The sequence below is a fragment of the Pseudovibrio sp. FO-BEG1 genome (genome assembly GCF_000236645.1).
Taxonomy (GTDB): Bacteria; Pseudomonadota; Alphaproteobacteria; order Rhizobiales; family Stappiaceae; genus Pseudovibrio.
In genome coordinates, this window is the sequence record NC_016642.1 from 3856021 (window position 1) to 3877097 (window position 21077).

General features: G+C 52.0%; 20 protein-coding genes and 1 tRNA gene. 16 read left to right on the forward strand and 5 right to left on the reverse strand.

Translation table 11 applies throughout. The annotated features are described in order from the left end of the window. Positions 1-84: 84 nt before the first annotated feature. On the reverse strand, positions 85-579 hold the full coding sequence (locus tag PSE_RS17255; protein ID WP_014286032.1) for a hypothetical protein: 495 nt from the start codon (positions 577-579) through the stop codon (positions 85-87). Between the two features lie 287 nt (positions 580-866). On the opposite strand from PSE_RS17255, the gene PSE_RS17260 reads away from it, so the two are divergent. From PSE_RS17260 to PSE_RS17280, 5 genes are all read left to right on the forward strand, one after another. Beyond that, positions 867-2090, forward strand: a complete 1224-nt coding sequence (locus tag PSE_RS17260; RefSeq protein ID WP_041769081.1) for a hypothetical protein — start codon at positions 867-869, stop codon at positions 2088-2090. A 17-nt stretch (positions 2091-2107) separates the two neighbouring features. Beyond that, on the forward strand, positions 2108-2980 hold the full coding sequence (locus PSE_RS17265; protein WP_014286034.1) for a leucine-rich repeat domain-containing protein: 873 nt from the start codon (positions 2108-2110) through the stop codon (positions 2978-2980). Positions 2981-3043: 63 nt separating this feature from the next. Further along, complete coding sequence (locus PSE_RS17270) at positions 3044-3358, forward strand: hypothetical protein (protein WP_014286035.1); 315 nt, start codon at positions 3044-3046, stop codon at positions 3356-3358. Between the two features lie 71 nt (positions 3359-3429). Further along, positions 3430-4452 (forward strand): GlxA family transcriptional regulator, encoded by a 1023-nt coding sequence (locus PSE_RS17275; RefSeq protein ID WP_014286036.1) that lies wholly within the window; start codon positions 3430-3432, stop codon positions 4450-4452. Positions 4453-4544: 92 nt separating this feature from the next. Next, entirely contained in the window at positions 4545-5240 is a 696-nt protein-coding gene (locus tag PSE_RS17280) for a DJ-1/PfpI family protein (RefSeq protein ID WP_014286037.1), read from the forward strand. Between the two features lie 23 nt (positions 5241-5263). Here PSE_RS17280 and PSE_RS17285 read toward each other — a convergent pair whose 3' ends face one another. After that, positions 5264-5722 (reverse strand): PaaI family thioesterase, encoded by a 459-nt coding sequence (locus PSE_RS17285; RefSeq protein WP_014286038.1) that lies wholly within the window; start codon positions 5720-5722, stop codon positions 5264-5266. A 187-nt stretch (positions 5723-5909) separates the two neighbouring features. Between PSE_RS17285 and PSE_RS17290 the strand changes: the two genes are divergently transcribed. The 4 genes from PSE_RS17290 (at position 5910) to PSE_RS17305 (ending at position 9271) form a co-directional block, all read left to right on the forward strand. Further along, complete coding sequence (locus tag PSE_RS17290; protein ID WP_008546960.1) at positions 5910-6740, forward strand: enoyl-CoA hydratase; 831 nt, start codon at positions 5910-5912, stop codon at positions 6738-6740. A gap of 23 nt (positions 6741-6763) precedes the next feature. Next, on the forward strand, positions 6764-7219 hold the full coding sequence (locus tag PSE_RS17295) for a DUF3052 family protein (protein ID WP_041768652.1): 456 nt from the start codon (positions 6764-6766) through the stop codon (positions 7217-7219). 7 nt (positions 7220-7226) lie between these two features. After that, a complete protein-coding gene (locus PSE_RS17300; protein ID WP_014286040.1) occupies positions 7227-7667 on the forward strand; it encodes a CoA-binding protein in 441 nt (146 codons plus the stop codon). Between the two features lie 320 nt (positions 7668-7987). Continuing rightward, a complete protein-coding gene (locus PSE_RS17305; protein WP_014286042.1) occupies positions 7988-9271 on the forward strand; it encodes an O-acetylhomoserine aminocarboxypropyltransferase in 1284 nt (427 codons plus the stop codon). A 134-nt stretch (positions 9272-9405) separates the two neighbouring features. Here PSE_RS17305 and PSE_RS17310 read toward each other — a convergent pair whose 3' ends face one another. Continuing rightward, entirely contained in the window at positions 9406-10491 is a 1086-nt protein-coding gene (locus PSE_RS17310) for a COX15/CtaA family protein (RefSeq protein ID WP_014286043.1), read from the reverse strand. Between the two features lie 290 nt (positions 10492-10781). On the opposite strand from PSE_RS17310, the gene PSE_RS17315 reads away from it, so the two are divergent. Next, entirely contained in the window at positions 10782-10985 is a 204-nt protein-coding gene (locus tag PSE_RS17315) for a DUF2842 domain-containing protein (RefSeq protein ID WP_008546191.1), read from the forward strand. A gap of 15 nt (positions 10986-11000) precedes the next feature. Here the strand turns inward: PSE_RS17315 and PSE_RS17320 are convergent, their stop codons facing one another. Next, positions 11001-11840, reverse strand: a complete 840-nt coding sequence (locus PSE_RS17320; RefSeq protein ID WP_208997976.1) for a polysaccharide deacetylase family protein — start codon at positions 11838-11840, stop codon at positions 11001-11003. Positions 11841-12231: 391 nt separating this feature from the next. Between PSE_RS17320 and PSE_RS17325 the strand changes: the two genes are divergently transcribed. Next, the gene (locus PSE_RS17325) at positions 12232-13449 is read left to right on the forward strand and encodes a GNAT family N-acetyltransferase (RefSeq protein ID WP_014286046.1); all 1218 of its coding nucleotides are present in this window, start codon (positions 12232-12234) and stop codon (positions 13447-13449) included. Between the two features lie 36 nt (positions 13450-13485). On the opposite strand, the gene PSE_RS17330 is transcribed toward PSE_RS17325, so the two are convergent. Then, positions 13486-15843 carry a GumC family protein gene (locus PSE_RS17330; protein ID WP_014286047.1) on the reverse strand — a complete coding sequence of 786 codons (2358 nt, stop codon included), beginning with the start codon at positions 15841-15843 and terminating at the stop codon, positions 13486-13488. 221 nt (positions 15844-16064) lie between these two features. Between PSE_RS17330 and PSE_RS17335 the strand changes: the two genes are divergently transcribed. The 5 genes from PSE_RS17335 to PSE_RS17355 all read left to right on the forward strand — a co-directional run bounded on the left by PSE_RS17335 (position 16065) and on the right by PSE_RS17355 (position 21073). Beyond that, on the forward strand, positions 16065-16622 hold the full coding sequence (locus PSE_RS17335) for a polysaccharide biosynthesis/export family protein (RefSeq protein ID WP_014286048.1): 558 nt from the start codon (positions 16065-16067) through the stop codon (positions 16620-16622). Between the two features lie 183 nt (positions 16623-16805). Continuing rightward, positions 16806-18020 carry a glycosyltransferase gene (locus PSE_RS17340; protein ID WP_014286049.1) on the forward strand — a complete coding sequence of 405 codons (1215 nt, stop codon included), beginning with the start codon at positions 16806-16808 and terminating at the stop codon, positions 18018-18020. A 12-nt stretch (positions 18021-18032) separates the two neighbouring features. Continuing rightward, entirely contained in the window at positions 18033-19592 is a 1560-nt protein-coding gene (locus tag PSE_RS17345) for an undecaprenyl-phosphate glucose phosphotransferase (protein WP_014286050.1), read from the forward strand. After that, on the forward strand, positions 19589-20857 hold the full coding sequence (locus PSE_RS17350; protein ID WP_208997977.1) for an O-antigen ligase: 1269 nt from the start codon (positions 19589-19591) through the stop codon (positions 20855-20857). Before PSE_RS17345 ends, PSE_RS17350 begins: the two co-directional genes overlap by 4 nt. A gap of 139 nt (positions 20858-20996) precedes the next feature. After that, a tRNA-Pro gene (locus PSE_RS17355) sits at positions 20997-21073 on the forward strand. Positions 21074-21077 lie beyond the last annotated feature (4 nt).

Here is a 21077-nt window from a genome sequence, read left to right on the forward strand (position 1 = left end):
CAAATTAATCAATAAAATCAATATGATATAAAATAGGTATTATAATACCACACTTTTTCCGCATGAATCTGAAGATTCTGGTGCTCAGGAAACTCCGGCAGCACGCGCAGCAGTCAAAATAAGGTCGTCCACTTGCAATTCATAGAAGACCCAGTTGGCACTATAGCAGCTGACATAATAGCCAACACCCGCAAGGGCCACACGATATTCGCGCAAGTTGATCGGAGTGAAGTGGGTTGGGTAAAAGAACCGCCATCGGCTGCGGGTCAAACGGGTCGTCAGCGTTGCATTCGCCAGAAGCAGGTTGAAGAACACCAGACTCACAAAAACGATCGGATCACCAATAAACGAGGTGTCCTGATAGAACATGGTCTCCCGGAACTCGGCAAACACCCGTGGCTCGCTGGCCACGTACAGATCGAAGAAGGCTGGCACAGCCAGTATGAGAAGGATGTTCAGTGCGAGAAAGCCGATATAGCCGATCGTGGCGAGTAAGGAACCGAACCGCAGCGGCACCAAAAGGAAATCAAAAATGAAACCGAAAAACGCACGATAGAACACCAGCCCGCTCCCACTCATGCCGTCTCTCTCAGGTCTCCCCTCCTTCAAAAAACGGCCTTTGGCTTTAGTCCCTGAATTTTAAGTGGCTTTTTGCTTTTGGATCAACCGACAATTCAACTTTCAGGCAAATTTAATTCAAAAAATTCAATAAGCTGAGAGTTTTAGGCACTTCAACGCAGTGCACTTTTATGGAGCATATGTCTCCTGCATTGGATAACATGGGAAGAACACATTTCCATGCGGTAATCATCGAATCGATTACTCAATCCAAGATTGTTTTTTTTCAAACAAGTGTTTTCCTGAATATGCGCCTCTCTCTATTTTCCTTCATGGCGGCCTTAAGCGCCACTTCTGCCTTTGCCCTAACACCTCCACTTCAGATCATTATCGAAGCAGATAAGACCCACCCTGAAAACGCAACGGCAACAATCACACTCCCGGCGAAGCAAGAGATCACACTGCACGCACCGCGCACGCAGTTTCAACCAAGCGACACCAACGCGCTGCAACTCATGTGCGATGGAGTTGAAGTCCTTGAGCCGTACGGCCGAGCGCTTTCATGCAGAAAGCTGCAATGGAACGTTACCTTTCAAAACCCGCGTGAGATCCCACTGGCTGTGGCAAACCAGCTAAACCTCTATTCCCCTCAAGGATGGTGGAGCATCACGGAATGGGATGACATTCCTCGCTTCGAAAGCTATTCGACGGTGGAAGTTTGCGGCAAAGTCCAAGGGAGTGACCCCACACTTAAATGCGCAGATCTCCCAACAGCACATGAACCACCACTCATCCTCTCTTGGGGTGATGCTGCCAAGACTTTAAGAACCAACCAAACCACCCTGACGCTTTACAAAGATGATCCGGCAGAAGCTCTAAAAGCCGACAACCTCCCTGCCCTTCAAAAACAACTTGAGTATCTACAAAGCGTCCTTGGCTCTCGGACTGCATTGGAACAGAACATCGATCTGGTGTGGGTGGCCATCGACAAGAAGCTGGGACAAATCGCAGGCGCAGCTGGCAAACAGGCATTCCTGGCCAACTTCGCCACAAGCGAGGGAACAGCATCTCCAGAAGACATCGCCAAGCTTCATTGGGTTTCCGCCCATGAACTGTTCCACCTGTTGGCAAACACCCCCTATCCGCTCTGGATCTCAGAGAGCCTTGCTCAGTACTACGGCTACAAATCACTCAAAGTGGCAGGTATCCACTCTGAAAGCCCCATGGATCAGTGGCAGGTTTTCAAAGAGCGTTTTCCGCATGCCGCAACAGGCCTGTATGAAGCACACCAGAAAGTCACAGGCGCCAACGATCCCAGCTACTACCCTCTGTTTTACGTCAAAGGAGCTGCGTTCTGGCAAGCAGTTGATGAGGAGCTTCAACAGCACGGAGCATCATTGGATCAGCTCATGACAACATTTGAGGAGCCACGGCCCTCAACTCACAAGCTGCCACAGTCGCTGCTCAACTCACTCAAGCAATCCATTTCAGAAGAACGCCTTCAGGAACTACAACAGCAGTTCCTTCTCTAAAGAAGACCAGAAACGTGATGATAGAAGACAAACTCGATTTTCTGCAGTTAGATACCATCCGGCACCGGAAAGATGGTGAACCTTGCGCAGTTGTTAAAGGCGGCAATCTCACAGACCTGGCCCTGACGAATTGCGGGCTAACTGTAATTCCCAGCGAAGTCTTCACACGCAAGGCACTGGAAAGTCTTTATCTCGGCGAGAATGCTCTCTCAGAAGTGCCCAGCGAATTCTCACGGCTAACTAGCCTCAAAGAACTCTACATCTACGGCTGCAAACTCCACCGACTACCCGAAACACTCACTCAGTTAAGCCAACTCCAGATTCTGGACCTCAGTCACCAACCACTCGAATGTTTGCCGTCTACAATCGGTGCTCTGAAGCAGCTGCGTGTGCTTTACGCCAGCAACACTGTCATGACAGAGCTACCAAACAGCATCGGAGAACTGACAGCACTGGAGTATTTTGGGTGTACAGACAACAACATCCGCCAGCTTCCTGACAGCATTGGCCAGTTAAAGAACCTCCAGGAGCTTCGTCTCTATGGCAACGGCTTGAAGGAGCTTCCGCAGACATTCAGCAAGCTCTCTAGTTTACGAGAGACCTACCTGCGCAACAACGCACTCACCAAACTGCCGCCCAACATAAGTGAGCTGAAGCAGCTGGAAATTCTGGATTTACGTGACAATCAGATCAACCGGTTGCCAGAAGACATCGGAGGCCTCACCAACCTCTACCAGCTTGATCTGCGCGCAAACCCGCTTGAAGAGCTGCCCAACTCAATGAAGAACCTGACAAACTTGCGCAAACTGGATCTGCGCTGGACACGCCTGACAGAAGAGCCAGACTGGTTCCGTGATCTACGTGCTCAAGGCACATTGATCTATCTCTGAGACGCACCTCTGGCCCCTTAAAAACAAAGGTAGCGATGCCTCTCACCTATCTTATCATAGGGAATGCACCGCTATCTCATCATCATCCTGTCCGTTCTGCTGGTTAGCATCTGGAACGCACAAGCGCAGGAAAGCAAGTTTCGTAAACGGCCCCGTAGCCTGTTCAAACAACCGGATTGCTACTGCACCAATCGCGGCAAACGCATAGAGCTCGGTGACTTCTCCTGCCTTTACGTCGATGGCACATCCTACCTCGCCCAATGCCAAATGGCCCTCAACAACCCCATGTGGCGCAAAATCCAGGACGGCTGCCCAACAACACGGCTGGAGACCAAGCAGCAGACATCTAAGATCCTGCAAAAGGCCAAGAGCAACTAACGAAACGAACTGGCAGAAAACGAGGGGTCGTTGTCATTGTGCCAGCACGAACCTCGTTTATAGTGAGTGTCATGCAAAAGACACCGACTGCCACCTCTCATGACTCAGGAACGCACAACACACCAAAGCTCGTTCTTATGGTGGTCTTCGACGGCGCCATTGCTACAGATATTGCAGGACCGTTAGATATCTTTGCCTCTGCCTCACTTATGAAAAACGAGCAGCCTTCCACCTACCAAGTTGAAGTCGTTTCACTGCATGGAGGCCTTGTAACCACCTGGCCCACAAACATTCAGATGATGAGTAAGGCATTCAGTGAGTTTGAGAACAGAGCAATCGATACGCTTCTGATAGCTGGCGGTGCACACAAGTCATCAGTCATCGAAAATCAACCGTTTATTGACTGCATCAGGAAGGCAGCTCAAAGAGCCCGACGTGTTGCATCAATCTGCACCGGAACCTTTGCTTTAGCTCAGGCAGGGTTACTCGATGAAAGATCCGCAACCACACACTGGAACTGGGCCGAACAGCTTCAGGAGCGCTACCCGAAGATAAAGGTGCAGCCTGACGCGATCTATAAGAAAGACGGTAAGCTCTATAGCTCAGCTGGCATGACCGCAGGCATCGACCTTGCGCTCGCACTGGCTGAAGAAGATTTGGGGCGAGAGACTGCGCTCAAAATAGCGCAGTATTCTGTCATGTTCTTAAAACGTCCGGGCGGGCAATCGCAGTTCAGCTCCGTCTTGTCCTACCAGAAAAGCGATGATGCACGCATGATTGCACTTCAGGAATGGATACTTGCCAATCTGCAACAAAATCTCTCAGTCGATCGCATGGCAGAGTTCTTGAATATGGCACCCAGAACATTCGCCCGCTTTTTCAAAAAACATGTCGGCACCTCGCCAGCAAAGTATGTTGAGGAGCTCCGCCTGAACACGGCGCGCCAATATATCGAGAACCCACAAACATCAATAAATGAGGTTGTCAGGCGATGTGGCTTTGAGAATGGCGAGAAAATGCGCCGCAGCTTCATCCGCAACTTAGGCATCAGCCCGCAGGATTACCGTAACAGATTCTGTAGCAGCCAACTCTAAAACACCAACAACAAAGGCATTGATGCAACCCGGAGCCTCTCCGGGAATGGATCATTGCGCCCTGATCACTAAACAAGCAGAGAGGAACCCTCATGAAAAAGCTAAAAACAGGTCTCTTCCTTTATCCCGACATGACCATGCTGGATGCCTACGGGCCCCTTCAATTCCTAGCGTTTGCAAGAGGTTTAGAGACCTTTACGTTTGCTGAAAGCAGCGCTCCACTGCCCTGCGATGCAGGTATCCAGCTTATGCCTGATTATAGTTTTGAGGACTGCCCGGAAATCGACATTCTTCTTGTTCCCGGTGCTGGAAATCCACTTGAGCAGATGCAAAATTCACGCGTACTGGAGCACCTGCGCCACGTCGGCAATAACGCACAATACGTCACATCTGTCTGTTCCGGAGCGTTGATACTGGCAGAAGCCGGTTTGCTGGATGGATACGAAGCAGCAACCCATTGGGCTTATCGGGAAACCCTGGAAAAACTGGCCGATGTTACAGTCGTCAACAAACGCGTTTCAGTTGACAGAAATCGTATCACTGGTGGAGGCGTGACTGCAGGAATAGATTTTGCCCTATCTCTCACGGCAGAACTATTCGGGCCTGAAGAAGCACAACTTCTGCAGTTGATGTTTGAGTACCACCCCGAACCACCTTTCAACTCCGGTTCGCCAGAAACCGCCAGCGCAGAAGCTGTAAAGATCGCCAGACAAGAGATCGCTTCTATTGCGCCCGATCTGATACAGTACGCTGAAGAGCGAAGCATCGCGAGAACGCAAACTGTGTAAACTCGCTTTACACACTCAGATCTCTAACCCTTAAACGAGGCCGGTGGGATGGAATAGGTTGCGGTGGCGTGGGCGATCAGGTCATCGCTGCCTTCGCGAATGATTTCGCAATCCATAACCACAAGGCGCTTGCCACCTTTGAGAATACGGCACGTGGCGATCATATCGCCCGCCTCAGCTTTACGCAGGAAGTTGATGTTGATGTTGGTGGTCACCGCAAGCGCGTGCAGACCCATATTGCCAAGCAGCACCACATAAGCGGCATAATCCACCAGCGCCATCAAGGATGGGCCGGACACAGTTCCGCCCGGACGCAGATGAACATCCCCTGCCTTCAACCTGACAATGGCTTTCCCCGGTAGAATCTCGTCGATGAAATATGCGCGCCCCAACGCATGCATCTGCGGGAATGCCTTGTCCAGAAATTCCGTCAATTCTGCCGGACTAAACTTAACAGCAGGCGCCGCCACCTCACTGGTCATGAAGTCCCTCCTCCTCATGCAAGCCGGCATACTGATATATGAGGCTGCGATTTACCAGCTGAACAAAAGTTCTAAACCGTTGCGCTAGGCTCAAGTTTTGTTCACTCTGTGATTTAACACTTAATCAAGGCCAGATAGCCTGCTAAAGGCATCTCAACGACTATTTTAAGCACGATGGAGATCCACCATGTCTGACGCAGACACCGCAAAAGATCAGAGCGAAGCAGAGCGTCCAATGCTCGGCAAACTGCTGCACAATGGTGTTCAGCGTATCGTCATGCAGCGCCCGGAGCGTATGAACGCATTGTCCATGGCCATGATGAAAGAGCTTTGCGCCGCCTTGGATGAAGCCGCAGCCAACCCGGAAGTTCGCGTTGTCCTGCTCGGCGCAGAAGGCAAGGTGTTCTGCGCAGGCCACGACCTGAAAGAATTGACCGCTGCACGCGCAGAGGCGGACGGTGGCAAAGCCTTCTATCAGCAAACATTCGACCAATGCGCTGAGCTGATGCAGAAAATTGTGAACCTGCCAAAGCCAGTCATCGCTGTCGTCACAGGTGTTGCAACTGCAGCAGGCTGCCAGCTCGTTGCCTCCTGTGACCTTGCTCTAGCGCTAGATACCGCAACCTTCTGCACACCTGGCGTCAACATCGGCCTCTTCTGTTCCACACCAATGGTTGCCCTCACCCGCAACATTGGCCGCAAGCAGGCCATGGAAATGTTGCTGACCGGTGAAAGCATCGATGCCTCCACCGCAAAAGAGTACGGCCTGATCAACCGCGTGGTACAGGCAGACTATCTGGAAGTCGTGGTGCAGAAGTATGCTGAAGTCATCGGCTCCAAATCTGCCCTGACAGTCAAAACCGGCAAGGAGGCCTTCTACAAGCAGGCAGATATGCCATTGGCAGAAGCTTATGCTTACACCTCCAAGGTCATGGCTGAAAACATGCTGGCCAATGATGCAGAAGAAGGCATCAGCGCATTCCTGCAAAAGCGCACGCCGGAATGGAAAGACAGCTGATCAGCTAGTAAGGAGCGGCAAACATGGCAGCCGGGTATTCAAAAAGATCGCTAGCTCAAAAACTAGGTCTGAAACCCGGCATGCACTGTTGGTGGCACAACATGCCACAGAGCGTTTCCGATGAAATTACCGCAGGAGTTGACGATCTGGTCCTCCTGCCCACTCTGGAAACCGGCGTAAGCACTGCCCATATCTTTGTAACAGGTCAAAGCGAACTGTCAGATCTGCTGGGTAAGCTGCGCATGAAACTGGATGCAGACGGCATGATCTGGGTGTCATGGCCTAAGAAAGCATCCAAAGTCCCCTCTGAGGTGACAGAAGATAAAGTAAGAGAAATTTGCCTGCCTATGGGACTGGTCGACATCAAGGTCTGCGCCGTTGATGCAGTCTGGTCCGGTCTTAAACTTGTCATTCGCAAGGAGCTGCGTGCCGCGCATCGGCAACTGCAGCAGGCAGCCAGAGAAATTGCAGAGAGTTGATAAGAATATGAACCACGATCACTATTCCGACGATTACATTCAGAACATACTGGAAAGCACCAAGACAATTGCGTTGGTCGGCGCCAGCAACAAGCCGGAACGTGCCAGCTTCCGCGTGCTGGGCTACCTATTGGAGCAAGGCTACACCGTCTATCCAATCAACCCAGGACAGGCTGGCACCGAAATCGCAGGCGCAAAAGTCTACGCATCCCTGAGTGATCTGCCTGAAGCGGTCGACATGATTGATGTCTTCCGTAACTCAGAAGCCGCAGGCGGCGTCATCGATGAGGCCATCGCACTGCCAACACCTCCCAAAGCCATCTGGCTTCAGCTGGGTGTGAGAAACGACGACGCAGCTGCGCGGGCAGAAGAAAAGGGAATCAAAGTGGTTATGGACCGATGCCCAAAGATCGAAATCCCGCGCCTGGCATCTGTTGCAGCCAGCTAAACACGCATTTTTATGCGCTCTCGGATCCTTACACCTGAGAGCGCATTTCACTTCTTAGAATGATTTTCCAATCCCTCACCACTAAAGCAAACAGAATTTCAAGCATCAGATAGCCGTCATATTGCTTGAGCTTTCTGCAAGAGTGAAGCGCGCTCATCTTTCCCTTCTGCGCTTGCCAACCTGCGGTTGCCCCCTCATAGTTCCTAGCGGGAAATTATATAAATTTCAGCAGAGAATGACGCGCCTGTTCCAAGGATTTGCACGCCATGCACCTTGCGCAGCACCGCTCCATCCTGCAAGCGCATTGAAAGGACTGCCTTATGAGCGAGAACACCCCAGGCTTTGATACCCTTGCAATTCACGCAGGCGCGAAACCAGACCCAACCACAGGCGCACGCGCAACACCAATCTATCAAACCACCTCATTCGTGTTTGATGATGTAGACCACGCCGCTTCCCTGTTTGGTCTTCAGGCGTTTGGCAATATCTACACCCGCATCACCAACCCAACCACAGCAGTGCTTGAAGAGCGCGTCGCAACGCTGGAAGGCGGCACAGCAGCGCTGGCTGTAGCATCTGGTCATGCTGCACAGCTCCTCACCTTCCACGCACTCATGACCCCGGGCTGCAACATCGTTGCCTCCAAGCGCATGTATGGCGGCACCATCAACCAGCTCAACCATTCCTTCAAGAGCTTTGGCTGGGATGTGAAGTGGGCGGAAGGTCTGGATGGACAAAGCTTTGCGGACCAGATCGACGAAAACACCCGCGCCGTGTTCATTGAAAGTGTTGCCAACCCGGGCGGCGTGGTCATGGACATTGAGGGCATCTCAGCCGTTGCGAAAGAAGCTGGCGTCCCGCTGATCGTCGACAACACCATGGCAACACCATACCTCTGCCAGCCAATCAAGCACGGCGCAGACATCGTGCTCCACTCCCTGACCAAGTTCATGGGCGGTCATGGCAACTCCATGGGCGGCGCGATTGTTGATGCTGGCACATTCGACTGGGCAGCCTCCGGCAAATATCCAATGCTGACCGAGCCGCGCCCTGAATACAACGACATGCGCCTCTTCGAGACCTTCGGTAGCATCGCCTTCGCAATCTGCTGCCGCGTCCTAGGCCTGCGCGATCTTGGCCCTGCAATCTCACCGCAGAATGCCTTCATGCTGATCACAGGCATCGAAACGCTTGCCTTGCGCATGCAAAAGCATTCTGACAACGCGCTAAAGGTCGCCGAGTTCCTGCAAGGTCATCCAGCCGTCAGCTGGGTCTCCTACGCTGGCCTCGCAAACGATCCGTTCTATCAGGCGCATCAGAAGTACTGTCCGAAGGGTGCAGGCGCTGTCTTCACCTTCGGCCTAAAAGGTGGATACGAAGCAGGCGTAGAGCTGGTGAAAGGTCTGGAACTGTTCTCTCACCTTGCCAACATCGGCGACACCCGCTCACTGGTCATCCACCCGGCTTCAACCACCCATCGCCAGCTTTCTGACGAACAGAAAACAGCAGCAGGCGCTGGCCCAGACGTGGTGCGCGTCTCCATCGGCATTGAAGATGCAGCAGACATCATCGCAGATCTGAAACAAGCACTTGAGAACGCATAATTCTCAAATAAGTCAAAGACTTGAGATTGAAAAATGAATCAATCTCCAAGCTTCAGCTCAAAAAACAAGAAAGGCGCCTCTTAGGGCGCCTTTTTCGATTCTACATCAATCACTTATTCCAGAAATCGGAATCATTATCTGAGCGCAGCTTCCTTTTCCCGGCGCAGCAGGCAAACCTGCTCAACAGCCAGTGCAAGAACAATCAGCGCCATGGCCTGATGTGCCAATGCGCGATCCATTGGAACCATGCCAAGTAGTGTTACGACACCAAGGAACACCTGAATGATAATCGCCACCATCAACCAGCTGGCATTCTGTTTTAACGCAGCATCCCGGTTCCCACGCATCAGATAAAAGCTCTGCAGGAAAACAGCGACCACCAACACGTAGGCAATCATGCGATGCTGGAACTGCACCATCATCACATTCTCAAAGAAGTTAATCCACCAAGGAGACATGATGAACAGACCAGATGGGATAATCTGCCCATCCATCAGCGGCCATGTGTTGAAGGTCAGACCCGCATTCAGGCCAGCAACCAACGCCCCAAGGAACAGCTGGAAAAGCACCAGAGCAACCAAACCATACGCCCCCATCAGCCCATCACCAAACACATCCCAGCCATCACGCTTCAACTCAGGACGTCGCTTGAGAACGCCAGCAAGGTAATAGAGATAGGCGAACAGAATACACGCCACACTCAAATGCACGGCAAGACGGTACTGGCTCACATCAACCCGGTTCACCAGCCCTGAAGCCACCATCCACCAGCCAATCGCACCTTGCAGACCACCCAGCAGAAACGCGATCACAAGCCGTGGCTTCAACCAGGAACTGACCTGTCCGCGTGCCCAGAACCACACCAATGGGATGAAGAAGAACAGACCTATCACGCGGCCTAGCAGGCGATGCCCCCACTCCCACCAGAAAATGCCTTTGAACTCATCAAGTGTCATCCCCTCATTGAGAACTTTGTACTGAGGGATCTGCTTATACTTCTCAAACTCCTCTTCCCACTCAGCTGCGTTCAGCGGCGGAATAGCACCGTGAATTGGCTTCCATTCCGTGATGGAAAGGCCGGAATCCGTCAGGCGGGTCGCCCCACCAACAACAACCATGGCCAAAATCAAAAAGCAGATGAACAGCAACCACACACGAATTTGCCTGCGGTTGGATAGGTCTTGGGCGGAAAGATCTGAAGTATAGAACGGAGTAGACATGACACCTATTCGAAGAGCTTGTTTGCCCCTATATATGTCAGATCCGCAGCCAAATCAGGAAAAATACGCAGATCCTCACAACAGTCTAGACAAATTACCTAGAATTTTCAGGCGAAAGCAGGCCACTCAATAGCGCAGCGCTGTCATAGGCTTAGAGGCCCAACAGTAGGATCAGATCAGCAAGGCCTGCAAATTATCAGTAAGATCCTCTTGAAAAATATATGCATTTTGAACTATGGCTTGCGCGGAAAAGAAGAGCCCAATGCAATGAGGCTTTTAAGGAGAACTATATGGCTTCGCCAGTGCGCCGCTTCATCGGTATGATTTTTCTGGTCACGTTTGTGGTCGTCTATGTCTTCGTCGCCATGGTGATTGGTGATCTGACAATGGCAGACAAACACTGGTCCCTTAAGTTGATCTTCTTCGCAATCGCTGGTCTGATCTGGGTTATCCCGGCAGGCATGATCATCAGCTGGACCTATAAGAAGCGCTAGGTTCTCTAGCGCTCGTTACATCTGCAACAAAGACCGTACACGTTTCACCGCGTGATAGGCTGCAAAGGCAGCCCCGGTCAGGTACACATCAACCATCCTCTGGTTCTGATGTAGTCCATTCAGAGAGACTCGTGGTAAATGATAGAGCCGCTCAAGGTTCTTCGCAGAGAGCGTCCCGGGCTGCGTTGTGACAGCCGCCGCAAACCCAAGCTCCTCCGCCACAGCTTCACACCGTCGGTCAACCGCCTCTGCAAACCCATAAGGGTAAGCCAACATAGTCGGCCTCGTTCCAAGCCGCGCAACCATTTCTTCCTGTCCGGCCTGTATATGCTGCCGGATCTCTTCCTCAGTTGAAAGCCGTGCCAACATCGGATGAGTATCGGTATGAGCACCCAGACTCACCAGAGGGTCCTGAGCAAGCTCTTTCAGCTCCTCGAAGGAAAGAATAAGTTCCTGACACAGTGCTCGCCAGTCATGGCCATATCGCTCTGCAGCTTCCCGAACAACATCTCTTTGAGCGGTCTCAGGCACTTCACTGATCAGCATGCACCGTGAAGCTTCAAAAGCAGCTTCCTTCAACTCAAGTGACGAGCAATCATAATTAAACTGCCGCTCACCATATCGCAGAGAAACACTCGTGTTCTCGGCAATGAGTTGCTCCAGAATAATCCACCAGAGCTCTGAATTATGGTTGCTGTATTCGCTGCTGATGAAGATTGTGAAAGGGACACCCAGCTCCTTCAGGATGGGGTAAGCCACATCTCGATTGTCTTTGTAGCCATCATCAAACGTCAAAACAGCAAACCTGCAGGCAAACTTCTCGCCGGCTCGAAGCCGCTCAAGCGCAACATCCAATGATACAAACTCGTATCCAGAAGCTCTCACTTGTTTGACGGTATCACGAAGAAACTTCGGCGTGACCTCCAAGAGTTTGTTGGGCTGAAAAGCTCGATCTGACGCGGGCAGCACGCGGTGCAGCGTAAAAATAACACCGTCGCCAGCGGTCACCCCTTTAAAAAAACGAGCGGGACCACGACTGCTAAAAAGATAACTCGCGCAACTAATAAATAAATGTTTGAAGGATTTCCGCACGGAGACCCCCTAGTTCCCAACCGAAATTGTATCAAATTGTAACTGGGAATTATTTACGATTAATTTCAATTTGGGTTGCTCTACATAGTTAGATTTGAGATTCATTAAGAGCTTGGAACTAATAATTCCTTGTATTTTGTTTAGGGCATTCTCAATGGCACTTCCTCAATCCACCGAAAAAAGCGAGAGCACATCATGCGCTGATCGCAAGACCACGCTGGATTTGAACCAACTTTCCTTTCAGATTTACACCGGCAACAACCTGCAGCAATTGCGAGTAGACTGGCTGGCATTGGAAGCAGAAGCCCAAGGAAGCGCTTATCATGCCTATGAATGGTGCAAAAGCTGGGCTCAACACGTGGCTGCTTCCGAAAAGGCCACAGCCTTGATTGTTGCTGGATACATCGACAAGAAACTCCACGTCCTTCTCCCCCTCGCCCTCCATCAGTGTCATCTGGCAAAAACAGCAAGATGGCTTGGCGAGGAGATTTTCAACCAGAACACAGGGTATTGGTCAAAAGAGTTGCTGGCCGCACCACAAGCCCACTTCCTCCGCCCTCGCCTGATTACTGTGCTGAAGGCATGGGGCGTTGATCTCATCCATCTGGGCAACATGAGCTTTAAGGTGGAAACCGCAGACAACCCTCTGGTGCGTATGGACGACACCACCAGCACCAACGCAATCTATCCGTTTGAGCTGACAGACCCAGCAGAAGAATTTGTCAAAGCAAAACGCTCCAAAGCTGCCCGCAAGAAGCACCGCAGCAAACTGAACAAGCTACAGTCTCTCGGCACGCTCACCTTCACAAAAGAAACAACCTGCGAAGGTGCATCAGCCACTGTGGACGCGATGATCAAGCAGCGCGAAGTGCGGCAAGCCGAAACCGGCATTCCGACAGCTTTTGCATTACCCAATTATCAAAGCTTTGCACGAGAGGCTTTCGCTGATCTAGCAAAAGAGGACAGCCCAACAAAGCCACTGATCTATAGCCTGAAACTTGATGAGGAGATCATCAGCACCTGCCTCAGCCTCAAATCCGGAAAACGCATCTATTGCTATTGCACATCCATCATCAGCGGAGACCTGATGCGCTACAGCCCGGGCGAGCTGCTCATGCAACACGTGATTGAGGACATGTGCGAGGAAGGTCTGGAAGTCTTTGATTTTGGCTTGGGGGAAGAACGCTTCAAGCTGGCATGGGCTGAGCCAGAGTATCTCAAAGATTGGATTGAGCCCCTTACCTTCAAAGGCAAACTCGCGGCAGCCCTAGAGAGCGCTAAACTCAGCTCAAAGCGCAAGCTCAGAAACAACCAGAGCTTCTGGCAGTTATACCGCCGCATACGCGGAATGTTCGCCCGCCTGCAGCACTAAAATTCTTTTTGAGAATAAGCTGGCAAATGGCAGCCCTTACGCCGCCATATCGACCTGTAACCACGCCGCAGCTTCATTGCTGACCACACGCTCCACCTCAACAGGTGCCTTGGTGTGTTTCTCCAGAATAGAGAGCGCTTTCTCCAACTCAGGCCCTGCAGGAGAACCATCTGTCGCAATAATCACACGATCCGCTTCAGAGAGCATCTGCGCACAAATCAGGCTTGGCTCGATGAGGCCAAGGTCAGCAACAATCACATCATAAGTCAGATCCAGCGCTTCCATGATGAGGTTATAGCGACCACCATAAACCACCTCATCACGAATAGGCATGACACCTGATTGTATCACGTGCGCACGGGAAACCGGATCGCGGTGGATCACATTAGTAAAAGCTGCTTCCCCTTCCAACAACTCAGAAAAGCCCGGCTTGAGCGGCTCTGAACCATCTTCGGACTGCGGAACATCACCCACTTCCTCAAGCGGAGTTTCCTTCAGGATGGATTGAGCACCTTCTCCACCTTCTGAGCGGACTTCAACAACCACTGGCATGATACCACGAGCTGCAATTTTGCGAGTACAGCTTAGAGCCACACGAGAAGAAAGGCTTTCATCCTCAACGCTAAGCACAACAACACGGCTCACCTTTTCCAGCTGGTTCGCATTGTCTGCTTTCACTTCCTTTAAAGCGATGGATGGAACGTCAACCTCGTGCTCTTCTTCGTCCTGCTCTTCATCAAACTCTTCAGTTTCATCGACAACAACTTCGTCTTCCGCATCATCAGGAAGCTCAGCCTGCTCTTCTGTTAGCTCGTCTTCAGGAATCTCTTCTTCCTCAGGAGCTGGCTTGTCCTCCTCTTCTTCAAAGGAAGGCTTCAGCTCAACAGGAGGGGCAGCAACCGCATGGCTGCGGGTTGTCGCATCAACTACGCTTTCCAACGCATTTGATGTCGCAGTCCCGATAGACTCTCTCGGATTGGCTGCAGGTGCAGCTGGCGTCGCAAAAGACTCGCGGCGCAGCACCTCACCAGAGATCAACGCCCGAACAATGCTCCAGAGACATCCCAGGAAGAACGCGGCAAAACCAGCAATAGCAGCAAGTGCAGATGGTTTACGGCCAGATGGTTCGCTAGGCACAGAGGCACGGGAAATCACACGAGAGTCAGCATTCAAAACACCAACACCCTGCAGAACCTCCGCTTCCCGAAGACTCACCAGCAACTGGTTCAGCTGTTCTTCTTTAGAGCGCGCTTCACGCTCCAGTTCCTGCAAACGCACCTGATCCGCACCGGAACGAGCCGCTTCTTTCTTCAGCTCATTCACTTGCGCATTCAAAGCAACATAACGGTCCTGAGCAATCTTGGCATCATTCTCAAGACCAATAACAATCTTCTCAGCCTCAGCACGGATCTGGCGATCATACCCACGCAGCTGAGAGCGCAGAGCTTTGATCTGCGGGTGGTTCGGCAGCAAAGTGGTGGAAAGCTCAGCAATGCGGTTCTCCAACGCCAGCTGGCGCTCCCGCAAACGCTGAATAAGTGAAGAGTTCAGCACCTGCGTCGCAGTTTCCAGGGATCCGCCATTCTCCAACAAAGACCGGATCTGCTTGGCCTGCGCTTCAGCCTGAGATTTCGCCACGATCGCAGCGGAGACCTGAGAATTCAGCTCGGACAACTGCTGCTGATTAAGTGTTCTGTTTTCAGACCCCAGCAACAAATCAGCACCAGAGCGAAACTCAGCAACTTTCTGCTGCGCAGCCTCAACCTCATTCTCAAGACGAGCAACCTGAGGAGCAAGTGCATCCGCTGTATTGTTAGTCACTGCCCGCTTCGCATTGTCCTGCAGCGTGCGGTACTCATTGACCACGGTGTTCGCAACACGTGCAGCCAGTTCCGGATCCTTACTGGTAAAACGAACCGCAATCACGCGGGAGCCGTCCACCTGATAAACATCCAGATTGCTGGTGAACTTGTTCAGAAGACGCTCAGCTTTACTCACCTGATTGGAAGTTGGCTCAAACCCGACGGAGGTCATCAGCCGATCAACGAGGCCCGGCTCACTCTTGGAAGCAAACACACTGTTGTTTTCAAGATCAAGCTTCTGAACAACATGACGCGCCAGATCGCGCGATTGCAGCAGCTGGACCTGACTGGCGATGCCTTCTTTATCTAAGAGGGAGCGTTCCTGCTCACTGTTCCGGATCTGCCCCGGCAGCACAATCTTCGCAGTATCGATAAGAACTTTGGATTCACTGGTGTATTTAGCAGCCTGCTTGCTGGCCAGATAGAAGGTGCCAAAGGCGACCAGCGCTGCAAACGGGATCACCCAAAGGAGTCCCTTCAGCACTTTTTTGAACAGCACGCCCATATCAAGAAAGACATCTTCTTGCGGCACAGCCCACTTCCCCACTCAATACAAAGCCCGAAACAATTTTCTGCGCACAAGAATGCATAGACAGGGTAACCAAGTTATTAAGCACCTTAATCAAATGCTGGAAAGAAATGACAAAGAGCCCAACAATTCTTACAAAATTAATTGGAGGATAATTACAATATTTATATTCTGTTAACCTTGAGCGCCGAAATATACTCCCAATGAATTTAAAGGATTTCGTAATGCGCCCGCGCCTACTAGCAGTTATTGCTGGCTTAACTCTGTTAACGAGTTGTTCATCTTATAAAAAGCCAGAGCCTGCTTTCCATGAGGAGCTGGTCCAGCCTTATACGCTTGCCGCGAGTGACGAAGTCCGCATCATTGTTTTTGGACAGGCTGATCTGTCCAACACCTATAAGATTGATCAGGGCGGCAGCCTCGCCTTTCCACTCATCGGGCAAGTCAACGCAAACGGCAAAACACCCAAGCAACTGGCAAGCATGATCCGCGCACGCCTGAAGAACGGCTTCATCCGCGATCCGGATGTCTCCGTTGAAGTGGCCGTCTATCGTCCGATTTTCGTTATGGGCGAAGTCAGAAACGCGGGCCAGTACGCCTATCTTCCAGGCATGACAGTGCAGAACGCCATCGCAACAGCCGGTGGCTTCACAGCACGCGCACGCCAGCAAGATGTAGACCTGACCCGCCAACTGGGCGCTGAAGTGACCAACGGCGTTGTTCCAATCACAGCACCAGTCCGTCCAGGGGACACGCTGTATGTGCACGAGCGGCTCTTTTAAAATTAAGAGCATGCACCCTACATGCCTTTGCGTCTTGTTAAGCTAAAACCGCAGGTTAAGAGTTAATTAACCCTGTCGATTAACAGGTCAAACAGTATTTTAAGCTAGCAATAAACTCAGTTGCGCGGCGGTCTGTGCTGGGGAGCATCAGACCATGCATGCGCGGTGGGGAGTTTGCTGCGGATGTCTACGGACAAGCTGAAAATCGTTCATTGCATACGTGCGCCTTTGGGCGGTGCGTTTCGCCATCTTATGGATCTGGTCGAAGAGCAGATTGAGATGGGTCACGAGCTCGGCATCGTCTGCGCCTCCAACGATATTCCATCCTCTTCATTGGCACAGCTGGAGACACTAAAACCCAGACTTTCTCTGGGTTTAGTCACCCTCCCAATGGCGCGGGCGCTCGCTCCCAAAGACCTGTTTAGTTTCTTCAAACTGCTCAAACATCTTGCTCCTTTAAAGCCAGATGTGCTCCACGGCCATGGTGCCAAGGGGGGAGTATGGGCACGTACAATCGGTACAGCGCTCAAACTGCGCGGTATCCAAACCAGACGTGTTTACAGCCCTCACGGCGGAAGCTTGCACTACGATTTTTCCAGCACCTCAGGCAAGGTCTACATCACGCTTGAAAAGCTCCTGAAGCCTCTCACAGACTCACTAGTGTTTACCAGTGCGTTTGAGAAAGCCGCTTATCAACAAAAGATCGGCATGAAGGGCGAACGCCCAAACAGCAAGATCGTTCATAATGGCCTGAGAGAAACTGAGTTCTGGCAAAGCCCCGTTGATGAAGACGCTGCTGATCTCCTGTTTATCGGTGAGTTACGTCTGCTCAAAGGGGTAGACCTGCTCATCAACGCCATTGATGACCTGCATCGAAACACCAACTCCAGGCCAACCCTCGCTGTTGTCGGCGACGGACCGGATCGTGCGCTCTTTGAGCAAATGGTCAGCGACAGGAACCTGCAGGCCTACATCACGTTTCATGGCTTCCAGAAACTCGATCAAGCTCTCCCCTTAGGAAAAACGGCTGTCATTCCGTCCAGAGCAGAAGCTCTTCCCTACATTGTGCTGGAGCTGCTTGCTGCTCAAAAGCCACTGATCACAACCCGTGTTGGTGGCATTCCGGAAATTTACGCGCAGCACAAGAAGACACTCGTTCAACCAGACGACCAGCAAGCCCTGACAAACGCCGTCAGCTGGGCGCTGTCGCATACGGATGAACAGATCGAGCTGAGCCTGCAATTGCAGGACCATCTCAAATCCAATTTCACTCTGTCACAAATGGCACAGAGCATAACCCAACTTTATCAACCCGTTCAAAGTGCGAAGAACGAACTGGCAGACGCTTCACAGCAGTCTCAACAGTCCGCGCTGCACTCACCAGAAAAACTCACTTAGGCGCACGGCAACATGGTCAAACATCGCTTCAATGTAATTGAGAGTGGCCCGTCACCTGACGAAAAAACCACGACAGACGATCACCAGGCATCTGCGACGCACAACGAAGACGTCACTATCAGCAATCTTTCCAAGGATGCATTGGAGGTGGCAGCAACCCTGCGCACCAACACCATCTCCAAATCCGTTTTTGACGGCTTCATGCGCACAGCAGACGCAGCCCTGATCGTTATCACGGGGATTGTCGCATACTTAAGCGGATCAGCCCTCGATATCCCGCCCCTCTGGCAGATCTTTGCGCTGTTCGAAGCCTCCATGATCGGCATCATGCTGTTTCAGATGGCTGATCTTTATCAGGCCAACGCCCTGCAAAAGGTAGTTGCACAAGTTATGCGCCTGATCACAGCATGGGCGCTTGTGTTTGCCGCTCTGATTACATCTCTGCTTCTGATCCTGCCTTCTGCTGAAATTCCGCAGGCGTTCTTGCTGAAGTGGTTTGTCAGCGGCGCTGCTGTCCTGACCATCTTCAGAATGGTCATACGCGGCTTCATCGTACGTTGGACACGCATGGGCCGTCTGAGCCGCCGAGCCGTTCTGGTGGGCGGCGGTCAAGCAGCTGCCGACCTTATTGCAGAGCTGGAACGCCAGCCAAACAATGACATCGAGATCTGCGGCATCTTTGATGATCGCTCCAACGACCGCTCCCCGCCAAGTGTGGCTGGCTATCAAAAGCTCGGCAACGTTTCTGATCTGGTGGAGTTTGCTCGTATCGCACAGATCGATATGCTGTTGGTGACGATCCCGATCCGCGCAGAAAAGCGCATCATTCAGCTGCTGGAGAAACTCTGGGTGCTGCCGGTCGATATCCGCCTGTCCGCACACGCAGATAAACTCCGCTTCCGTCAAAGAGCATCATCCTTCGTGGGCACCGTCCCATTCGTTGATGTTCTGGAAAAGCCAATTGCGGATTGGGACACCATCGCCAAACGGGCATTCGACATCTTCTTTGCAAGCCTGTCGCTGATCGCCCTCTCCCCTGTCATGCTGATCACGGCACTGCTGATCAAGCTGGACAGTTCCGGACCGGTTATCTTCCGCCAGAAGCGCTATGGCTTTAACAACGAGCTGATCGACGTCTTCAAGTTCCGCTCCATGTATCACGACATGACGGACGCCAACGCCTCCAAACTGGTGACCAAAGGCGATCCACGCGTCACCAAGGTTGGCCGTATCATCCGCAAAACATCCATCGATGAACTTCCGCAGCTCATCAACGTGCTGATGGGCCAGCTGTCACTCGTTGGTCCACGCCCTCATGCCCTTTCCGCAAAGGCCGAAAACCGCCTCTATGAGAACGTGGTGGATGGATACTTCGCACGCCACAAAGTGAAACCAGGCGTAACAGGTTGGGCGCAAATCAAAGGTTGGCGCGGTGAGACAGACACAGAAGACAAAATCCAGAAGCGCGTCGAATGCGACATCTACTATATCGAGAACTGGTCTGTTTTCTTTGATCTCTACATCCTGATTAAAACACCGTTCTGCCTGCTGGAAACGGAAAACGCATATTGACCGACCTATCGCGCCCACACGATGTTATCGGACGCACGCGCCCCTTCTGGCATGTGCCTCTGACGATCGGCACAGAAACAATCGCCCGCGCGCTGCTGTTTCTGACCGCGTCCGTGAGCGCGCTCGTCATCATAGAACCTGCCCCATATGACCTACTCATCGCACTTTTGCTGGTGGGCTGGTCCTTCTTTGGGCTGGAACTGCGTAAAGACATCCTGCCTCTTCTGATCCTGCTATGCTTCTACATTGTAGGCGGCATCATGGCTTTGCCAGCAGCGGCAGACACCAAAGAAGCTGTCATCTTCTACGCAGTCACGGTCTTCCTAGCCTTCTCGTCATTTCTCTACGCAGCAACACTCTCAGCAAAAATCGAGCGGATTGAGGCTATTGAGAAGGGGTATATGCTTGCAGCCCTGTTTGCGACGCTGCTGGCCGTTGCTGGATACTTCAACGTCTTCCCCGGAGCGTATGACCAGTTCACCCTGTATGGCCGTGCCAAAGGTACCTTCAAAGACCCAAACGTCTACGGTCCGTTCCTGCTGCTGCCGACGCTGCTGATTACCTACGACATCCTGACCAAGCCACTGAAGGAGAACATCCTCAAAGCAGGCATCTTGCTTATCTTGCTGCTAGGCGCTTTCCTCTCCTTCTCCCGCGCAGCCTGGGGCATGACGCTCGGCGGCGCACTCATGGTCTTCCTGCTCGTCTTCATCAATGAGCGCCGTTCAGTCCCACGATTGAAGCTCCTTGGCATCCTTGGCCTCGCAGGTATCGGACTTGTTGTAGCGCTCCTGGCAATCCTTTCCATTGAATCGATCTCGGAGATGTTCACTCTCCGCGCTAAGCTCGTACAGGATTATGATGGTGCTCGTCTGGGTCGTTTTGGCCGCTGGGGGGAAGGCTTCACGCTTGTCACAGAACGCCCATTTGGCCTTGGTGTTGGCGGGTTTAACTCCATCTTCCCGGAGGATGAGCACAACGCCTATCTGAAGGCCTTTACAACCTACGGGTGGCTTGGGGGCCTCTCCTATGTAACGCTCGTTTTCTGGACACTGATCAAAGCTTTGCCACTGGTTTTCAAACCACGTCCATGGCAGAAATATATCGTCTGCACCTACGTGGCGTTCCTGCTACACGCTTGTGTTAGCTTCATTATTGACAGTGACCACTGGCGCCACTACTTCCTGCTGCTCGGCATCCTGTGGGCCATCATTGCAGCGGAATCCGGCATCTCCCGATACAGGCGTTTTCCACCAGCACAATAACGCCAGCCGCATTTGATCCTTGATCAGACAACCTGAATTAGGTAGGAAAGTTGTAAGGATAAGCCGTTAAGGCTACTCCTGAAATAGGAATACTTGCATGTGCGGTCCCCGCATCCAGGCGCAAGTATCCTCATAGGTTCGGGTAGTAGCGCAGCCTGGTAGCGCACTTCACTGGGGGTGAAGGGGTCGTCGGTTCAAATCCGGCCTACCCGACCATTTT

Bases quoted from the DNA above. Each gene is read 5' to 3' on its own strand.
- PSE_RS17255 (WP_014286032.1), bottom strand. From the start codon at position 579: ATGAGTGGGAGCGGGCTGGTGTTCTATCGTGCGTTTTTCGGTTTCATT.
- PSE_RS17260 (WP_041769081.1), top strand. From the start codon at position 867: ATGCGCCTCTCTCTATTTTCCTTCATGGCGGCCTTAAGCGCCACTTCT.
- PSE_RS17265 (WP_014286034.1), top strand. From the start codon at position 2,108: ATGATAGAAGACAAACTCGATTTTCTGCAGTTAGATACCATCCGGCAC.
- PSE_RS17270 (WP_014286035.1), top strand. From the start codon at position 3,044: ATGCACCGCTATCTCATCATCATCCTGTCCGTTCTGCTGGTTAGCATC.
- PSE_RS17275 (WP_014286036.1), top strand. From the start codon at position 3,430: ATGCAAAAGACACCGACTGCCACCTCTCATGACTCAGGAACGCACAAC.
- PSE_RS17280 (WP_014286037.1), top strand. From the start codon at position 4,545: ATGAAAAAGCTAAAAACAGGTCTCTTCCTTTATCCCGACATGACCATG.
- PSE_RS17285 (WP_014286038.1), bottom strand. From the start codon at position 5,722: ATGACCAGTGAGGTGGCGGCGCCTGCTGTTAAGTTTAGTCCGGCAGAA.
- PSE_RS17290 (WP_008546960.1), top strand. From the start codon at position 5,910: ATGTCTGACGCAGACACCGCAAAAGATCAGAGCGAAGCAGAGCGTCCA.
- PSE_RS17295 (WP_041768652.1), top strand. From the start codon at position 6,764: ATGGCAGCCGGGTATTCAAAAAGATCGCTAGCTCAAAAACTAGGTCTG.
- PSE_RS17300 (WP_014286040.1), top strand. From the start codon at position 7,227: ATGAACCACGATCACTATTCCGACGATTACATTCAGAACATACTGGAA.
- PSE_RS17305 (WP_014286042.1), top strand. From the start codon at position 7,988: ATGAGCGAGAACACCCCAGGCTTTGATACCCTTGCAATTCACGCAGGC.
- PSE_RS17310 (WP_014286043.1), bottom strand. From the start codon at position 10,491: ATGTCTACTCCGTTCTATACTTCAGATCTTTCCGCCCAAGACCTATCC.
- PSE_RS17315 (WP_008546191.1), top strand. From the start codon at position 10,782: ATGGCTTCGCCAGTGCGCCGCTTCATCGGTATGATTTTTCTGGTCACG.
- PSE_RS17325 (WP_014286046.1), top strand. From the start codon at position 12,232: ATGGCACTTCCTCAATCCACCGAAAAAAGCGAGAGCACATCATGCGCT.
- PSE_RS17335 (WP_014286048.1), top strand. From the start codon at position 16,065: ATGCGCCCGCGCCTACTAGCAGTTATTGCTGGCTTAACTCTGTTAACG.
- PSE_RS17340 (WP_014286049.1), top strand. From the start codon at position 16,806: ATGTCTACGGACAAGCTGAAAATCGTTCATTGCATACGTGCGCCTTTG.
- PSE_RS17345 (WP_014286050.1), top strand. From the start codon at position 18,033: ATGGTCAAACATCGCTTCAATGTAATTGAGAGTGGCCCGTCACCTGAC.